At 67.2% G+C, this 16,964-nt stretch carries 13 protein-coding genes and 6 pseudogenes; 13 read left to right on the plus strand and 6 right to left on the minus strand.

The features are described from left to right. Window positions 1-343 (plus strand): annotated as a pseudogene (locus tag Tchar_RS14360) (hypothetical protein); the annotation flags it as partial. Between the two features lie 136 nt (window positions 344-479). Then, a pseudogene (locus tag Tchar_RS14365) lies at window positions 480-885 on the plus strand (DDE-type integrase/transposase/recombinase); the annotation flags it as partial. Between the two features lie 10 nt (window positions 886-895). On the opposite strand, the pseudogene Tchar_RS11935 reads toward Tchar_RS14365, so the two are convergent. Next, window positions 896-1,653 (minus strand): annotated as a pseudogene (locus Tchar_RS11935) (IS5 family transposase). Window positions 1,654-1,680: 27 nt separating this feature from the next. On the opposite strand from Tchar_RS11935, the pseudogene Tchar_RS11940 reads away from it, so the two are divergent. The 3 genes and pseudogenes from Tchar_RS11940 to Tchar_RS11950 form a co-directional block, all read left to right on the plus strand. Continuing rightward, window positions 1,681-1,962, plus strand: a pseudogene (locus tag Tchar_RS11940) (integrase core domain-containing protein); the annotation flags it as partial. Window positions 1,963-2,093: 131 nt separating this feature from the next. Further along, complete coding sequence (locus Tchar_RS14275) at window positions 2,094-3,677, plus strand: methyl-accepting chemotaxis protein (RefSeq protein ID WP_144329237.1); 1,584 nt, start codon at window positions 2,094-2,096, stop codon at window positions 3,675-3,677. 160 nt (window positions 3,678-3,837) lie between these two features. Further along, window positions 3,838-4,488: a hypothetical protein gene (locus tag Tchar_RS11950; protein ID WP_144329238.1), complete on the plus strand. Its 651-nt coding sequence runs from the start codon at window positions 3,838-3,840 to the stop codon at window positions 4,486-4,488. A gap of 18 nt (window positions 4,489-4,506) precedes the next feature. On the opposite strand, the pseudogene Tchar_RS11955 reads toward Tchar_RS11950, so the two are convergent. Next, window positions 4,507-5,298: pseudogene (locus Tchar_RS11955) on the minus strand (DNA polymerase); the annotation flags it as partial. Here Tchar_RS11955 and Tchar_RS11960 point away from each other — a divergent pair. After that, window positions 5,279-5,737 carry a hypothetical protein gene (locus tag Tchar_RS11960; protein WP_144329239.1) on the plus strand — a complete coding sequence of 153 codons (459 nt, stop codon included), beginning with the start codon at window positions 5,279-5,281 and terminating at the stop codon, window positions 5,735-5,737. The pseudogene Tchar_RS11955 and the gene Tchar_RS11960 overlap by 20 nt on opposite strands. 79 nt (window positions 5,738-5,816) lie before the next feature. Here Tchar_RS11960 and Tchar_RS11965 read toward each other — a convergent pair whose 3' ends face one another. Continuing rightward, window positions 5,817-6,560, minus strand: a complete 744-nt coding sequence (locus Tchar_RS11965) for a YggS family pyridoxal phosphate-dependent enzyme (protein WP_144329240.1) — start codon at window positions 6,558-6,560, stop codon at window positions 5,817-5,819. 34 nt (window positions 6,561-6,594) lie between these two features. Between Tchar_RS11965 and Tchar_RS11970 the strand changes: the two genes are divergently transcribed. From Tchar_RS11970 to Tchar_RS11980, 3 genes are all read left to right on the plus strand, one after another. After that, a complete protein-coding gene (locus Tchar_RS11970) occupies window positions 6,595-7,677 on the plus strand; it encodes a type IV pilus twitching motility protein PilT (protein ID WP_456243329.1) in 1,083 nt (360 codons plus the stop codon). A gap of 83 nt (window positions 7,678-7,760) precedes the next feature. Continuing rightward, window positions 7,761-8,897, plus strand: a complete 1,137-nt coding sequence (locus Tchar_RS11975) for a PilT/PilU family type 4a pilus ATPase (RefSeq protein WP_144329242.1) — start codon at window positions 7,761-7,763, stop codon at window positions 8,895-8,897. A gap of 33 nt (window positions 8,898-8,930) precedes the next feature. Continuing rightward, window positions 8,931-9,854, plus strand: a complete 924-nt coding sequence (locus Tchar_RS11980) for an NAD(P)-dependent oxidoreductase (RefSeq protein ID WP_144329243.1) — start codon at window positions 8,931-8,933, stop codon at window positions 9,852-9,854. A 62-nt stretch (window positions 9,855-9,916) separates the two neighbouring features. Here the strand turns inward: Tchar_RS11980 and Tchar_RS11985 are convergent, their stop codons facing one another. The 3 genes from Tchar_RS11985 to Tchar_RS11995 are packed head-to-tail and all read right to left on the minus strand — an operon-like array spanning window position 9,917 to window position 11,665. Next, complete coding sequence (locus Tchar_RS11985; RefSeq protein WP_236640451.1) at window positions 9,917-10,588, minus strand: BON domain-containing protein; 672 nt, start codon at window positions 10,586-10,588, stop codon at window positions 9,917-9,919. After that, a complete protein-coding gene (locus Tchar_RS11990) occupies window positions 10,585-11,196 on the minus strand; it encodes an SIS domain-containing protein (RefSeq protein ID WP_144329244.1) in 612 nt (203 codons plus the stop codon). The genes Tchar_RS11985 and Tchar_RS11990 overlap by 4 nt, the downstream gene beginning before the upstream one ends. A gap of 19 nt (window positions 11,197-11,215) precedes the next feature. After that, the gene (locus Tchar_RS11995; RefSeq protein WP_144329245.1) at window positions 11,216-11,665 is read right to left on the minus strand and encodes a YraN family protein; all 450 of its coding nucleotides are present in this window, start codon (window positions 11,663-11,665) and stop codon (window positions 11,216-11,218) included. A 43-nt stretch (window positions 11,666-11,708) separates the two neighbouring features. Here Tchar_RS11995 and rsmI point away from each other — a divergent pair, with 43 nt between their 5' ends. From rsmI to phaP, 4 genes and pseudogenes are all read left to right on the plus strand, one after another. After that, window positions 11,709-12,590, plus strand: a complete 882-nt coding sequence (gene rsmI / locus Tchar_RS12000) for a 16S rRNA (cytidine(1402)-2'-O)-methyltransferase (protein WP_144329249.1) — start codon at window positions 11,709-11,711, stop codon at window positions 12,588-12,590. A 41-nt stretch (window positions 12,591-12,631) separates the two neighbouring features. Beyond that, window positions 12,632-13,410, plus strand: a pseudogene (locus tag Tchar_RS12005) (DUF502 domain-containing protein). Further along, on the plus strand, window positions 13,407-16,070 hold the full coding sequence (locus Tchar_RS12010) for a bifunctional acetate--CoA ligase family protein/GNAT family N-acetyltransferase (protein ID WP_144329246.1): 2,664 nt from the start codon (window positions 13,407-13,409) through the stop codon (window positions 16,068-16,070). Before Tchar_RS12005 ends, Tchar_RS12010 begins: the two are co-directional and overlap by 4 nt. A gap of 229 nt (window positions 16,071-16,299) precedes the next feature. Continuing rightward, the gene (phaP, locus tag Tchar_RS12015) at window positions 16,300-16,851 is read left to right on the plus strand and encodes a TIGR01841 family phasin (protein WP_144329247.1); all 552 of its coding nucleotides are present in this window, start codon (window positions 16,300-16,302) and stop codon (window positions 16,849-16,851) included. Window positions 16,852-16,964 lie beyond the last annotated feature (113 nt).

The following is a 16,964-nucleotide window of genomic DNA, read 5'->3' on the forward strand; positions in this document are numbered from 1 at the left end:
TGTGCGTCGAGACGCACGAGACCTGGCTGGAGGACAGCCGTTACCTGAACATGACGCTCCTTTCGGAGCAGAAAAAGGAGGCGTTGAGACTGGCCGCCTGAAGCGGCCGCGCGCTGTCGTCATCGCTGCGGGCTACGCCCTCCGCGACAACGACAGCGCAAACAGGATCAACCAATTACCTGATCACCAATTTGCACAACTTGACGCACACAACTTCACCACGACACCCAGGATCCGCGCCGAGATCCAGGTCAGCAAGGAGCCCATGAGGGTTCTGGCCCAGCGCTTTGGCGTGAGTGTCTGCACCACCAGCCCGCTGGAAGAAGTGTGCATCGGTTCATGACGCCTCCCATACCCCTCATCGACTGCAAACCACGCTGACGTCGGCCCAGGAGTCCATCGTGCTCGTCTTGCGTAAAAGCCTGGGCCTTTCGCTGGATGACCTGCTGGCAGTCGTACGCGAGTTCACCCATCCGACCATCTCACGCGCTGCCTTGCACCGCATGCTCAAACGCCATGGAGTGTCGGCGCGCGAGGCATTGAGCGTGGATCGCCCCAGGACCAAGCCGTTGAAGGCCTACGAGCCCGGCTTCGTCCACATCGATGTGAAGTACCTGCCGCAGATGGCGGACGAAACCACGCGGCGTTACCTGCCTGTTTGTGGCCATTGATCGCGCCACCCGCTGGGTGTTCGTGCGTGTCTATGCCAGCAAGAGCGCTACCAACGCCTGGCGCTTCCTGAAGGAATTGCACAAGGCCGCTGCCTTCCGTATCCGAACGATCCTGACCGACAACGGCAAGGAATTCACGGATCGCTTCATCACACGGGGAGAGCGTACGCCGACCGGCAGGCATCAGTTCGATCAGCTCTGCGAGGAGCTAGGGCCTGTTAACACTATCGCAACGATTCGACGATCAGTGCGAAGTGGATGAAGGCCGCGAACATGACGTCGAGCTTGTCGAAGCGGCTGAAGATGCGGCGGAACCCTTTCAGACGGCGGAACAGGCGCTCGATTTCGTTGCGGCGCTTGTAGATCTCGGTGTTGTACGCCCATGGCTGGGTCCGCAGCGGATGCGGGGGCACGACCGGATCCAGGCCCAGATCCAGCGCGAGCTGCCGGGTTTCATTGCCCTCGTAGGCGCGATCCATGACCAGATGGCAGCGCGCGGGCAGGGGTGGCAGGGCATGCAGCAGGGCGCGACCGGCTGGGGCATCGCCCGCCTGGCCCGGCGAAAGCGAGAAGGCTAACGCGCAGCGGGAATCCGCGGCAGCCATATGAATTTTGGTGGTCCAGCCTCCGCGGGAGCGGCCGATAGCCTGCGGGCCGTTTTTTTTCGTGCGCCGGTGCCGTCCGGGTGGACCTTGACGATCGTACTGTCCAGGCTGACCGCCTCCAGCCGCACCCGGACCAGCTGTTCGGCCTGCATGCGCTCGAAGACCCGATCCAGGACCCCGGCCTTGGCCCACCGGTTCATCCGCGTGTAGATCGTGTGCCAGTTGCCGAACCGCTTGGGCAGGGCCCGCCACTTGCAGCCATTTTCGGCCACGAACAGGATCGCGTTGAGCACTTGAAGGTTGTCCAGCGACACATTGCCCCGCTGCCGCGGCAGGCAATCCTCAATACGCGCGAATTGCGCAGGCGTAAGTTCCATGCGCAGTATGTTAGCACGTAGTGTTAACAGGCCCTAGGCATTGAGCATCGCCTGACCCGCCCCAAACACCCGCAGACCAACGGCATGGTTGAACGCTTCAACGGGCGCATCGCCGACATCCTGCGCACCCATCACTTCCATTGCGGCGAAGAACTTGAGGCCACCATCCTGCGGTATGTCTGGCTGTACAATCACCAACCGCCACAGAAAGCCTTGGGGCATGTCAGCCCCATCCAGGCCATGATACAATGGCAGCGATCACACCCCGAACTGTTCAACAGACGTGTTACCAATCAGCCGGGACACGACACCTGGGCCTTCGATATCCTGACAGTGCTATTGTCTGGTCTGGCCGCCACGCATCGGCGCACGGGGGATAACCCGGGTGCAAAGCGGGTTTTGCGCCCCCCCGGCTCGGCCTCCCCCTGACTCACCCATCCATGAACGCTTTGCTGAACCGTCTGCGCCTGACTCAGCGGGTCTTTGCCGTCATCGTCGGCTATCTGGTCGTGCTCGCCCTCGTGGTCAGTGCCGGGCTGTGGGGGCTGTACACGGCCAAGACCAGCCTGCGCGAGGTGCATGCCCACCGCATGGCGATCAGCGAAGCACTGACCACGCTGCTGCGCAACTACTACGACAACCGCTTGCACGTCCTGCTGGCCTTCCAGCACGCGCCGGACAGCCCAACCCGCGCGCTGCATGACCATCCCACGTCGATGCACTTGGACGTGGTGAAACAGCAACGTGAATCGAACAACCAGGCGCTGAAAACCATCGAATCGATGCTGCCGCAGATGGACGACGAGGAGCAGCGCCTCTATCAAGCCGTGATGGACGCGCGCAAGGCCTGGCAGGCCAAGCGCGACCAGGCGCTGGAGGCCGTTCGGGCCGAGAACTTTGGCGCCGAGGTCATGCAGGCCTTTCTGGTGGCCGGCCGCACCGAAGGCGCGGCGTTCGAAGCCGCGATGCAAAAGCTCCGCGATCTGCAGCACCGGCGTGCCGACGAGGAAGCGAATGCCGCCGAGCGGCGCTACCACTTCAACCTGGCGCTGGTGGTGGCGGTGCTGTTGCTGGGTGCGCTGCCCATGACGGTGCTGATGGTGGCGACCCTGCGGCGCATGTCCACGGGCTTTCGCATCGCCGACGAGACGGCCACCGCAATCGCGGCGGGCGACCTGTCGCGCGCCATCGTCCCCGACGGCCGCGACGAGATCGCCCATGTGCTGCAACAACTGGAGCAGGCGCGCCAGGGGCTGCGCGAACTGATCGGCAATGTGGTGTCGGCCGCGGACAGCATCGCCAGTGCCGCCAGCCAGGTCGCCAGCGGCACGCTGGACCTGTCGCAGCGCACCGAGCAGCAGGCCAGCTCGCTGGAGCAGACCGCGTCGGCCACAGAGCAGCTCAACAGCACCGTGCACCAGAACGCGGCCAATGCGCAGCAGGCGAACGACATGGCCGAAAAGGCGTCGGCCATCGCCGAGCGCGGCGGGGACGTCGTACGCCAGGTGGTGCAGACCATGAACGACATCAACGAGTCGTCGCAGCGCATCGCCAACATCATCGGCGTGATCGACGGCATCGCGTTCCAGACCAACATCCTGGCGCTCAACGCCGCGGTGGAAGCCGCGCGCGCCGGCGAGGCCGGGCGCGGCTTTGCCGTCGTGGCCTCCGAGGTGCGCAATCTGGCCAGTCGCAGCGCCGAGGCCGCGCGCGAAATCAAGGCCTTGATCAGCGACTCGGTGACCAAGGTGGGGACAGGCAAGGACCAGGTCGATGCCGCCGGCGCGACGATGGCCGAGATCGTCCACAGCATCAAGCGCGTCACGGAGCTGATGCGCCAGATCGCCACCTCCAGCGCCGAGCAGGCGGATGGGCTGGGGCAAATCAACCAGGCCGTCGCGCTCATGGACGGGGTGACGCAGCAAAACGCCGCCTTGGTGGAAGAGGCATCGGCCGCCGCGGCTGCCCTGCGCGAGCAAGCGCAGCAACTGACGCAACAGGTGGGGCGCTTCCGCCTGCGTTGAGAGGGGGCGGATGCGGGTCCGGATCTGGTAGGCTGGCGCCACGTCCCTGCAACGGCCGCGCCCGGTCCGCGCGTCCGCCCCGCCGCCCCTCACGGACGGGCGGTTCGCCGCCCGTACCGCCCTTCGCCCGTGGTGGCGGTGGTCGGTTTGGGGGGCGGGCTTGGCGGTGCTCGCCGCGTTGGCGGGCTGTGGCACGCCGGCACCGCGCCCCGGCGCCGCCTCGGCGCCGGCCACGTCGGACCGCGACTTCGGCTACGACGGAGGGTCGGTGACGGCCACGCAGACGGGTGCGGCCTGCGAGCTGCGCTGGCAGGGTGCGCTCCATGCCGGCGCCGTGCCCCGGTTGCGCCAGGCGCTGGATGCGTTGGACCGGCAGCGCTGCGAACGCCGCACGCTCGTGCTCGGCGCCGTGGACGGGGCCGTGGGCGAAGCCATCACCATCGGCGCGATGGTGCGCAACCGGGGCTGGGACACGGCGATTGCGCCCGGTGGTCTGTGCCGCACCCCGTGCTGGCTGGTGTTTGCCGCCGGCGCCCAGAGGCACATGGCCGATGGCCCGACGCCGGCGCGGGTGGTGTTCAGCCAGATTCCGCCCGACGCGGACTTTGGCCGCCAGACTTGCGCCACCGAACTCAGCCGCGCGCAGCAGTTGACGCTGACGTGCTACCTGCGCGCCATGCTGCCGCCACCGACCGCGACCGCCGTGTACCAGAAGCTACTGGCGGCCGACTGCCGCAGCGCCGAGGCGTACGGGCCACAGCAGGCCCGGCTGATCGGGTTGGCCACCGGGCCGGGCGGCAGCCTGCCCTGACCCGTGGGCAGCGCGCCTTCAGTGCGCCTGCTCCCAGTTGGCGCCGACGCCCACCTCGGCCACCAGCGGCACGCGCAGGGTCGCGACGCCGGCCATCAGGCGCGGCACCTCGGTGCGCACCCAGTCGATCTCTTCCGGCGGCACCTCGAACACCAGTTCGTCGTGCACCTGCAGCACCATGCGCGTGCGGCGCTGCTGCTCGTCCAACGCGCGCTGCACCGCGACCATGCTCATCTTGATCAGGTCGGCGGCCGTGCCCTGCATCGGCGCGTTGATGGCCGCGCGCTCCGCTGCAGCCCGCCGCGGCCCGTTGGGGGAATTGATTTCGGGCAGCACCAGGCGGCGGCCGAACACGGTCTCCACATAGCCGCGCGCCTTGGCCTGGGCCCGCGTGCGGTCCATGTAGTGGCGCACCCCGGCAAACCGCTCGAAATAGCGCTCGATGTAGTTCTTGGCCGCCGTCGCGTCGATGCCCAGCGCCTTGGCCAAGCCGTAGGCGCTCATGCCATAAATGAGGCCAAAGTTGATCACCTTGGCATAGCGGCGCTGCTCGGGACTGACCAGCTCCGGCGGCAGACCAAACACCTCGGCCGCCGTGGCGCGGTGCACATCCTGCCCTTCGGCAAACGCGCGCAGCAAGGCCGCGTCCTCGCTCAGGTGGGCCATGATGCGCAGCTCGATCTGCGAATAGTCGGCGCTGGCGATGGACCAGCCCGGGGGCGCCACGAAGGCCTCGCGAACGCGCCGCCCCTCGGGCGTGCGGATGGGGATGTTCTGCAGATTGGGATCGTTGCTGGCCAACGCGCCCGGTGACGCCATCAGCCGGGCGCTGGCCTTCAGCGGCGCCACCAATCCCACCGCCTGGCAAACGGGGGTGACGCTGCGCGGGCCCACCGGGCAGCAGGACATCTATCGGCTGCGGCCGCGCCAGCGGGTATTGTGCGTTGGCCCCGACCCAGCCACCCGCGACGCCATGGTCGCTTGGGCGCGCACCCACGGCGCCACGGCGCTGCCCTGCCCGACGGATGGCGTCCCGTCTGCGCCCGCGGCGGAGGTGGCCTTGTTCAGTGGTGATGCCCGCGCACTGCTGCAGTTGCAGGCCGCACTGGCCGAGCGCCCCGGTGCAGTGGTCCCGGCTTACCGCTGGGATGGCAACGCGACCCCACTGCTGCCAATCGTCGTCGAGCGCAGCATCAGCGTCAACACCGCCGCCGCCGGCGGCAACGCCAGCTTGATGGCGTTGGACTGACGGCCCCTCGAGCTCGCTGCCTGTGCGAGGGGCGCTCAATGCGGCCGGTGCCGTATCGTCAGCTCGGCGGACGAGGGGCTCATCGGCACGCTGCGTTGTTGGCCGGCGGAATGTCTGCCGCGTATGTGCGCTGACCGAAGATCGCGCTGCCCACGCGCACCATCGTACTGCCAGCCGCGATGGCGCTTTCCAAATCGTCGCTCATCCCCATGGACAAGGTGTCGAACGTGGCTGGCGCACCCAGTGCGGTGCGCAGGTTGGCGAACACCTCGGCCACGCGTTCGAATACGGCACGCATCGCCCGTGGGTCAGGTGCCGGGTCGGGTATGGCCATGACACCGCGCAAACACAGCCGGGGCAGCGCCGCCACGGCGCGCGCCAACGCCAACGCTTCTTCGGGCGCAACACCGGCTTTGGTCGGCCCTCCATCCACGTTCACCTGAATGCACACCTGCAGCGGTGGCCGATGCGCGGGCCGCTGGGCATCGAGCCGCTGCGCGATGCGCAGACGGTCGATCGACTGCACCCAATCGAAGGACTCGGCCACCAGACGGGTCTTGTTGCTCTGCAGCGGGCCGATGCAGTGCCACTCCAGGGCGCCCACCCCGGCTTCGCGCAGGGCCTCGATCTTGGCCACGCCCTCTTGCACGTAGTTTTCGCCAAAGGCACGCTGGCCGGCGGCCACCGCTTCCCCGACCGCCTCCGGTCCGAAGGTTTTCGACACCGCCAACAGTCGTACGGTGGCGGGGTCACGCCCACAGGCCGCACAGGCGCGCGCGATGCGCTGCTGCACGGCTTGGAGATTGCTGAAAATCGTTGTCATAATGAAACGTCAAAACCTCACTGGCAGCTGAGGTGTGTGCTGTAACACGTCGGCAACGAGAGAGACCGTCGAGATGGATGTGACCCAACTGCTGGCCTTCACCGTCAAAAACCAGGCATCCGATCTGCACCTGTCGGCAGGACTGCCGCCGATGATACGGGTTCATGGCGACGTCCGTCGGCTCAATGTCGAACCGCTGGACCATCAACAAGTGCACCGGATGGTGTACGACGTCATGACGGATGCCCAACGCAAAGCCTACGAGGAATTTCTCGAATGTGACTTTTCTTTTGAGGTTGCCGGCCTGTCGCGGTTTCGCGTCAACGCCTTCAACCAGTACCGTGGTGCGGCCGCCGTATTCCGGGCCATCCCGTCTCGGGTGCTGACACTCCAAGAACTCAATGCGCCGCGCATCTTTGCCGACTTGGCCATGAAGCCACGCGGTCTGGTGCTGGTCACCGGCCCCACCGGCTCCGGCAAATCGACCACGCTGGCCGCGATGGTGGACCACCGCAATGAGCACGACCCCGGCCACATCCTCACCATCGAAGACCCGATCGAGTTCGTTCACGTGTCGAAAAAAAGCCTGGTCAACCAGCGCGAGGTCGGGCCGATGACACACTCCTTTGCAGCGGCCTTGCGCTCGGCGCTGCGCGAAGACCCCGATGTGATCCTGGTCGGCGAGATGCGCGACCTGGAAACGATCCGGCTGGCGATGACGGCGGCCGAGACCGGCCACCTGGTGTTCGGCACTTTGCACACCTCCAGCGCCGCCAAGACCATCGACCGGATCGTCGACGTCTTTCCAGCCGAGGAAAAAGACATGATCCGCGCCATGCTGTCGGAGTCGCTGGTGGCAGTGATCTCGCAAGTACTGGTCAAAACGGCGAACGGACAGGGCCGGGTGGCGGTGCACGAAATCATGGTCGGTACGGCAGCCATCCGCAACCTCATTCGCGAGAACAAGATCGCCCAGATGTATTCGGCCATCCAAACCGGTCAGCAATACGGCATGCAGACGCTCGACCAAGCTCTGATGGACCTGGTCAAGCGGCGAGTCATCACATCGGCCGAAGCCCGGTTTCACGCCAAGCATCCCGAAAATTTTGTTTTATGAGTGACGACATCTGCTTGCCTTCAAGCGTCGTTGGCAGCGCTTGATACAAAGGTCTCTACAATCCAATTTTTATTGGCTCCGCCATGCAACGTGACCAAGCCATCAATTTCATTCATGAATTACTAAAGCTGCTGCTGACGCGCAATGGAAGCGACCTGTTCCTGACGGCCGACTTCCCGCCAGCCATCAAGGTCGATGGGGTCATCACCAAGGTCTCACCGCAGCCGCTCACCGGCCAGCACACCCAGGCGTTGGCGCGCGCCATCATGAACGACAAACAGGCGGCCGAATTCGAACGCACCAAGGAGTGCAATTTCGCCATCGCGCCGGCCGGCATCGGGCGCTTTCGCGTCAACGCCTTCGTCCAGATGGGCAAGGTCGGGCTGGTGCTGCGCACCATCCCGGCCAAGATTCCCACCATCGACGAGCTGGGGCTGCCGCAAATCCTCAAACAATTGGCGTTGTCCAAACGCGGCATCTGCATCGTCGTTGGCGGCACCGACACCGGCAAATCCACCACGCTGGCGGCGATGGTGGACTGGCGCAACGAGCACACGCACGAGCACATCGTCACCATCGAAGACCCGATCGAGTTCGTGCACACGCACAAAAACTGTATCGTCACCCAGCGCGAGGTCGGCATCGACACCGACAGCTGGGAGGTGGCACTGAAGAACTCGCTGCGGCAGGCCCCCAACGTGATCCTGATGGGCGAAATCCGCGACCGCGAAACCATGGAGCACGCCATCGCGTTCTCCGAAACCGGCCACTTGTGCTTGGCCACACTGCACGCCAACAGCGCCAACCAGGCCATGGAGCGCATCATCAACTTCTTCCCGCACGACCGCCACCAGCAGCTGCTCAAGGATGTTTCGCTCAACCTGCGCGGCATGATCGCGCAGCGCTTGTTGCCACGCGAGGACGGCAAGGGGCGTGTGGCCATCGTCGAGGTGCTGCTCAACAGCGCCCTGATCGCCGATCTGATCATGAAAGGCGAAATCCAGGAAATCAAGGAAGTGATGAAACGCAGCACCGAAGTCGGCATGCAAACCTTCGATCAGGCCTTGTTCGACGCCTTCGAGGCGCACCAAATTTCCTACGAAGACGCGGTGCGCAACGCCGACTCGCAAAACGACATCAAGCTGCGCATCAAGCTGGAGAGCCAGCGCGCGCGCAACAGCGACCTGGCCGCCGGCACCGAACACCTGAAAATCGTCTAACCCCCCACCGGCACTGTCACCCGTCCGAGACCCATGACCTCCATCGTCGTCCACCCCAAAGCCCACTATGAACCCACTGCGGCGCGCCGCGTCGCCTTCCTTGGCCTGGGCGTGATGGGCTACCCCATGGCCGCGCACCTGGCGCTGGCTGGCCACCGTGTCACGGTGTACAACCGCACCGCGGCCAAAGCACAGGCGTTCGTGCAGGCCTTTGCCCACCTGGGGGTGGCCGCTGCGCCCACGCCGCGCCAAGCCGCCCACGGTGCAGAACTCGTCTTCGCCTGCGTGGGCAACGATGACGATCTGCGCAACGTCGTGCTCGGCGACGATGGCGCCTTGGCCGGCATGTCCGCCGGCGCCATTTTCATCGACCACACCACCGCCTCGGCGGCCGTGGCGCGCGAGCTCTACGCGGCCGCACGCGCACGCGGCCAGCATTTCATCGACGCGCCAGTATCCGGCGGCCAAGCCGGAGCGCAAAACGGGATGCTCACCGTGATGTGCGGCGGCGACCCCGAGCCGTTCGAACAGGCCCGGCCGGTCATCGCCGCCTTCGCGCGCGCCGTCACCCGCATCGGTGACAGTGGCGCCGGGCAACTGGCGAAAATGGTCAATCAGATCGCCATCGCCGGCTTGCTGCAGGGCTTGTCGGAGGCGATCGCCTTCGGCCAGCGCGCCGGGCTCGACATGGCGCTGGTGCTGGACGTCATCGGCAAGGGGGCCGCACAAAGCTGGCAAATGGACAACCGCGGCAAAACGATGGTGGAAGACCGCTTCGACTTCGGCTTCGCCGTCGATTGGATGCGCAAAGACCTGGGCCTGGTGCTGGAGGAAGCCCGCCGCAACGGCAGTACCCTGCCGGTGACGGCGCTGGTCGACCAGTTTTACGCCGACGTGCAGGCCATGGGCGGCGGGCGCTGGGACACGTCCAGCCTGATCCGGCGCTTGCGGCGCTGAGTCACCCCAGCCAGCCGGTCGGCAGCGCCCGGGCTAGGGCCAGCCGCCGCTGGCATGACCTGTCAGCGCGGCGCGGTGGCTTCGCTGCTTGCCGGCTTGGACGGCTGCAGGCGCGCCAAGTCGGCGTCGGTGATGTATTCGAAGACGCGCACCACGCGCTGCACACCGGGGATTGCGCGCGCGATTTCGGTGGCACGGTCGGCCTCGCGCCGCGTCACCAGGCCCATCAGGTACACGGTACCCCGCTCGGTCACCACCTTGAACGCGTTGGCCGAGAGGTCTTTGGCATCGAGCAGCGCCGCTTTGACGCGCGCCGTGACCAAGGCGTCGGCCGAGCGCGCGGTCAGCGACGGCGAACCCATCACCGCCAGTTCGTCGATCACACCGAGCACGTTTTCGACCCCTTGCACCACCCGCAGCGCCGTCTGCCGATCGGCCTCGGAGGCGACTTCGCCGGTCAGCAGCACACGCCGGTTGTAGCTGGTGGCATTGATGCGCGCCCGCTCACCCAACTGCTCCCGCAGCCGATTGGCCGCTTTGAGCTCGATGGTCTGATCCTCCAACTGGGTGGCGGTGGTACGCCGGTCGGTGGCCACCAACACGGTGCCACCGACCACGGCACCGGCCACCAGCGGGGCGCACCCGCTCATCGATTGCAACAGTACGGCGGCCACCACACATGCAGCCATCCCAGTCCAGCCTCGATCGGCCAGGCGAAACAACGATCGGTTCATGGCTCCACAGTCTCCGTTTCCTGCTCGTCGCCGAGCAATTGGGCGTCCAGCGCGTCGCATAAGGCATGCAGCGCCACCAAATGCGCCTCGTGCACACGCGCGGCCCGCTCGGTGGGCACCGACACCAGCACGTCGCTCTCGCGCAGGGCCGTCAGCATCTCGCCGGGGCGAGCGCCGGTCAAGGCCACCACGCTCAGGTCGCGCTCGTGCGCGGCGGCCAGCGCCGCCAGCACATCCGCGCCCGGCGCGCCGGCCACGATCAACACCAGCACATCACCCGGCAGACCCAACGCGCGCAGTTGACGCACCATTGGCCAGGCGGACGCTTCCGCCCCCATCGGCCCTGTGACGATGGCGGCGTTGGTGCCCAGGGCCAGCGCCGCCAGTTCAGGGCGCTCGCGCTCGAAGCGCCCGACGAGCTGGGCGGCAAACGATTGCGCCAAGGCCGCCGACACGCCACTGCCCCACACCAGCACCTTGCCGCCCCCGGTCAGGCCAGCGAACAAGACCGCAGCCGCAGCCTCCAACGCCGGCCCCACCGCCCGCGCGCACTGGAATTGCAGGTCAGCGCCATCGACGAAGTGCTGTTGGATGCGGTGCAAAAGCATGGCCTCGTATCTTATCGGCTCAGTCCCAGGCAGCCGCATCGAAGGCCGCCCGGATCCAGTGGATGCGAGGCGGCTGCCTCCCATCGAGTTCCCCATCCACCAACACGGCGTCGAAGCGGCACGGCGGCGTCTTGCGCAGGCGTGCCAGGAAGTGGCGCGCCGCAAAGACGATGCGCCGCTGCTTGACCCAGCCGATGCTGGCAGCAGCGCCGCCGTGCATCGCGCTGCTGCGCTGGCGTACCTCGACGAATACCAAGGTGCCATCCGGCTCGGTCATAATCAGGTCGACCTCGCCGCCGCCGCGCCCGGGGCTGCGCACGTTGCGCGCCACCAAGCCCAAGCCGTGCGCCTGCAGATACTGCAGGGCCAGCGTCTCGGCCGTGCTGCCGCGCACGCGCGTGCTGGGCGCAGCCCGTGGCGTCGTCCGCGTCGATCCTTGCGTCGCCCTCTTCGTTGGCTGCTGCTTCATCGTGAACCTGCCTGACCCATCCCCCGCTGGCCGCCTCGACTCCATGCCGTTGATGGATGTCGCGCAGGGACAGCATTATCCAGCCGGGGCGCTGTATGTGGTGGCCACACCGATTGGCAATTTGGCCGATATCACGCTGCGTGCGCTACACGTGCTGCAACTGGCTGACGTGGTGGCGTGTGAGGACACGCGCCACACCGCGCGCCTGCTACAGGCCTACGGCCTGCGCGCGCCGCTGCTGGCCGTGCATGAACACAATGAGGCCCGCATGACCGACGCCGTGCTGGCACGGTTGCGCGCTGGCCAGCGCGTGGCCTACGTCAGTGATGCCGGCACGCCGGGCATCAGCGACCCCGGCGCGCGCCTGTGCGCCGCGGTGCAGCGCGCGGGGCTGCGCACCGTGCCGATTCCGGGCGCCAGCAGCGTCACGGCACTGCTGAGCGTGGCCGGTATGACCGCGGGGCCGGTGACCATCGTCGGCTTTTTGCCACCGCGCGCTGCAGCCCGCCAGCGCGCTTGGCAGCGCTGCAGCGCGCTGAACACCGGCTTGCTGCTGCTGGAGGCCCCGCATCGCATCGATACCTTGGCCAGGGAGCTGGCCACCTTCGGCACGCGGCCGCTGACCGTAGGCCGCGAACTGACCAAACAGTTCGAAGAGGTGGCGACCCTGCCCTGCGCTGCGTTTGCCGCCTGGCTGGACGCCGAACCACAACGGCGGCGCGGGGAGTTTGCGGTGCTCGTGCACCCGCCGGCGGCGCCAGCACCCGACGCCAACACCGCCGCCGTGTCGCCCGAGGCACTGCGCGTGCTGGCGCTGTTGCGGGCAGAGTTGCCGGCCAGCAGTGCGGCCCGTCTGGCCAGCGCCATCACCGGAGCGCCGCGCGATGCGCTGTACCGCGCGGCGCTGGCCCAGGATCCTTCCTGACATCACGGTGTCACCAGCCTGTGACACCGTCCGCGGTGAAGATGAAAACCCTGTCTCAATACTTTCTGCGCGGCCTGCTGACGGTGCTGCCGATCGGCATTACGCTTTATGTTCTGTACGCGCTGGCGGTGTGGTCGGAACGGGTGACCTTGACGCTGCTGCGCCCGCTCATTGGTGAGTTCTACGTGCCGGGCCTGGGGCTGCTGCTGACGGCGGCGCTGGTGCTACTGGCGGGCTTTCTGGTGTCCACGCAAGCCACGGCGCGGCTGTTGCAGTGGGTGGAGCTGCCCTTCACCAACCTGCCGGTGGTCAAAAGCATCTACAACTCGCTCAAAAGCTTTGCCGATTACTTCGCCCCGCACGCCAAAGGTGCCCCGCCCAGCAGGTGGTGGTGCTGCGTCCGCCCGGCGGCGAGTGGGAGGCGGTGGGGTTGGTAACACGCCCAACGGTGGCCGACCTGCCGGCCGGCTTTTTGCGCGGCGACCGGGTGGCGGTGTACCTGCCGATGGGCTACATGATTGGTGGCTACACCGTGTTCGTGCCGCGCGACTGGGTCACACCCATCGATCTGTCGGTGGAAGAAGCGATGCGCTCGTCGCTCATTGCCTGGATGGGGCCCGGTGGTCAGGCGGGTTTGCTGCGGCGAGCGGAGGTGTCCCAGACCGCGAGCCCGGCAGCCGGCGGCCCAGCACACACGACGCCCGCCCCGGAACCTGCGGCGACTTCGACACCCGCCACGCCCTCATCCTCGCCAACCGCGCCGACACCGTGTGAACCCGCCAACGCTGCCCGGACCATGCCACGAGAAAGTCGTCCATGAGCATTCGTAACTTGGAATCTCTCTTTGCCCCGCGCTGCGTCGCGGTGTTCGGCGCTTCCGATCGCGCGCACAGCGTGGGCGCCACCGTCTGGCGCAATCTGGCGCGCGGCTTTCAGGGCGAGTTGTGGGCCGTCAACCCGCGGCAACCCGATTTGGGTGTGCCGGTGGCGCGCGATCTGGACGAGCTACCCGTCGCCCCCGACCTGGCGGTTATCTGCACCCCGGCGGCCACGGTACCCGGCCTCATCGCGCGCCTGGGGGCGCGCGGCACGCGAGCGGCGGTGGTCGTCACCGCCGGGCTCAGCGCGGCGCAAAAGCAAGCCATGCTGGATGCCGCGCGCCGCCACACCGTGCGCATTCTGGGGCCCAACTGCATCGGCATGCTGGTGCCGCACCTGGGACTCAACGCCAGCTTCGCCCACGCCGACGCGCGACCCGGACAAATCGCCTTTCTGTCGCAGTCGGGCGCCCTGGTGACCGCCGTGCTGGACTGGGCCAACGATCGCGGCATCGGTTTTTCGCACTTCGTCTCACTCGGCGACGGCGCCGACGTCGACTTCGGCGACTTGCTCGACTACCTGGGCAGCGACGCGCGCACCCGCGCCATCCTGATGTATGTCGAATCGATCAGCGCCCCACGCAAATTCATGTCGGCGGCACGCGCCGCCGCCCGCAACAAGCCGGTGATTCTGGTCAAATCGGGCCGCTCCGCCCAGGGTAGCCGGGCCGCGGCGTCGCATACCGGGGCGCTGGCTGGCGCCGACGATGTGTTCGATGCCGCCATCTCGCGCGCCGGCATGCTGCGCGTCAACACTTTGCACCAACTCTTTTTGGCCGTGGAGCTGCTGGCGCGCTTTCGCGACAACCGCAGCGAGCGGCTGCTGGTGCTGACCAATGGCGGCGGCGCTGGCGTCATGGCGGCGGACGCCGCGGCGCACATGGGCGTGGAACTGGCCACGCTGTCGCCCGAGGCCATCGCCCAGCTCGACGCGGTGCTGCCCGGAAACTGGTCGCGCAGCAACCCGGTGGACATCATCGGCGACGCGCCGGCGACGCGTTACGTGGATGCGCTGCGCGTGCTGCGCACGGCCGACCGCGACAGCGCCATCCTGTTCATCCAGGCTCCCACCGCCATCGTGCCCAGCGAGACCATCGCCGAGGCGCTGCTGCCGCTGGTCACCGAACGCCCGCCGCGCGTGCTGGGCTGCTGGCTCGGCCACGGGGCAGTGGAGCCGGCACGCGCGCGTTTTCGCGCCGCTGGCGTGCCGGATTTTCCGACACCGGAAGAGGCGGTGCGCGCCTTTTCCTTCCTGCGCCAGTACCACCGCCACCAGGCCGAGCTGCTGGAGACGCCGCCGGCACTGCCCGAGGGGCTGACACCCGACCTGGGCGGCATTCGCCGCATCGTGCAGGAGGCGCTGCAAGCGGGGCGACAGTGGCTCACCGAACCGCAGGCCAAGGCGTTGCTGGCCTGCGCCGGCGTGCCCGTCACGCCGATTCGTACCGTGCCCGCCGACCCCGATGCGGCAGCCGCCGCCGCCGATGCGCTGGGTTACCCCGTGGTGTTGAAAATCCTCTCTGAGGACATCACCCACAAATCCGACGTCGGCGGGGTGCGACTCGACCTGCACGACGCGCAGGAGGTGCGCGAGGCGGCGCGCGCCATGCTGCAGCGTGTGACCGAACGACGACCGCACGCGCGCATCGAAGGCTTGACCGTGCAGCCGATGGTGCGCCGCCGCCACGCGCACGAATTGATCGTCGGCGCCAGCATCGACCCCTTATTCGGCCCGGTGATCCTGTTCGGTCAAGGCGGCACCGCAGTGGAAGTGCTGGCCGACCGCGCCCTGGCACTGCCGCCGCTCAACGTCACGCTGGCCGAAGCGCTCATCGAGCGCACGCGCGTGGCGCGCCTGCTGCGCGGCTACCGTGACGTGCCGCCTGCCCACCGACCCAGCATCCACCGCACCCTGCTGGCGGTGTCGCAGCTGCTGGCCGACGTGCCCGAGATCGCCGAAATCGACATCAACCCGCTGATCGTCGATGCCGAAGGGGCCATCGCGCTGGATGCGCGCGTGCGCGTGAGCGCCGACTGTCCCGCGGGCGCGCGGCACTTCGCCATTCGCCCCTACCCACAGGAGCTGGTGCAAACGCTGGACTGGCACGGCACGCCGTTGACGGTGCGCCCGATCCGCCCCGAAGACGAGGCCCAGCACCTGGCCTTCCTGGAAAAAATGGACCCCGAGGACATACGCCTGCGCATCTTCTACAGCCGCCGCAGCATCGAACACAGCGAGCTCGCCCGCCTGACGCAAATCGACTACGACCGCGAGATGGCCTTCATCGCCACCCGCCCCACCCCCGACGGCGGGCAGGAAACTATCGGCGTGGTGCGTGGCATCTGCGATCCCGACAACGACACCGCGGAGTACGGCATCCTGGTGCGCTCCGACCTCAAGGGTCGCGGCCTCGGGCGGCTGCTGATGCAGCGTCTGATCGACTACCTGCGCGCGCACGGCACGCGGCGCATCGTCGGCACCGTGCTGCGCGAAAACCAAGCCATGCTGGCGCTGGTGCAGCGGCTGGGCTTTCAGATTCGTCCCCACCCGGAGGATCCCGACCTGCGCTGCGTCGAGTTGCCGCTGCAGCCGTCGCAGTGAAGACCGCGCCGCCACATGCGATCGGCGCTCGACACATCCGTGATGGCCGTTCGTCGCTTTTTTGTTGCAATGCAACAAAAAGCCTTGCATTTCGCCACCAAGCCCCTATACTCGTACCCATGTTGCAGCGCAGCATAGAAGCCATCCGCTGGCGGAACGGATGGCCGGCCCAACGGGGCAGCGCGCGGCATGCCGCCATCCCTCACCACCTGCTCCAAGGAGTCCTGCCATGATGACCATCGACCAAATCGCCTCCCTGCACAAGAAAAACGCCACCACCCTGTTCGACCTGAGCGAAAAGGCGCTGGCCGGCGTCGAAAAACTCGTCGAGCTCAACCTGCAAACCGCCAAAACGCTGCTGGCCGAAACCGCCGAGCACACCCAAGCGCTGCTGTCCGTCAAGGACATGCAAGACCTGGTGGCGCTGCACAACGCCATGCTCGAGCCGCTGGGCGAAAAGGTGGCCTCGTACAACCGCCACCTGTATGACATCGCCACCGGCGTCAGCGCCGAATTCACCAAGGTGGCCGAGGCCCAGGCGGCCGAGTCGCACAAGCAGTTCATTGCCGCGCTGGACAGCGCCGTGAAGAACGCCCCGCAAGGCACCGAGCCGGCCGTGGCCGCCGTCAAGCAAGCGGTCTCCACCGCGGCTGCGGCCATGGAGTCGGTGCAAAAAGCCGTCAAGCAGGCTACCGAACTGGCCGAGGCCAACCTCAAGGCCGTGGTCAGCACCGCCAGCAACGTGACCAAGGCGCCGCGCGCCACCAAGACCAGCGCCTGAGGCCGCCGGCTCGGTCGGCCTCGCGCGCCACAGGTAGCGCTCCTGGCGCTGCGCAGCCCCTGGCCCCCCTGGTGCCCGGGGCTTTTTTCATGGTGTCACCCAGGCAGCAGCGT

The sequence above is a fragment of the Tepidimonas charontis genome, from assembly GCF_007556685.1.
Taxonomy (GTDB): domain Bacteria; phylum Pseudomonadota; class Gammaproteobacteria; order Burkholderiales; family Burkholderiaceae_C; genus Tepidimonas; species Tepidimonas charontis.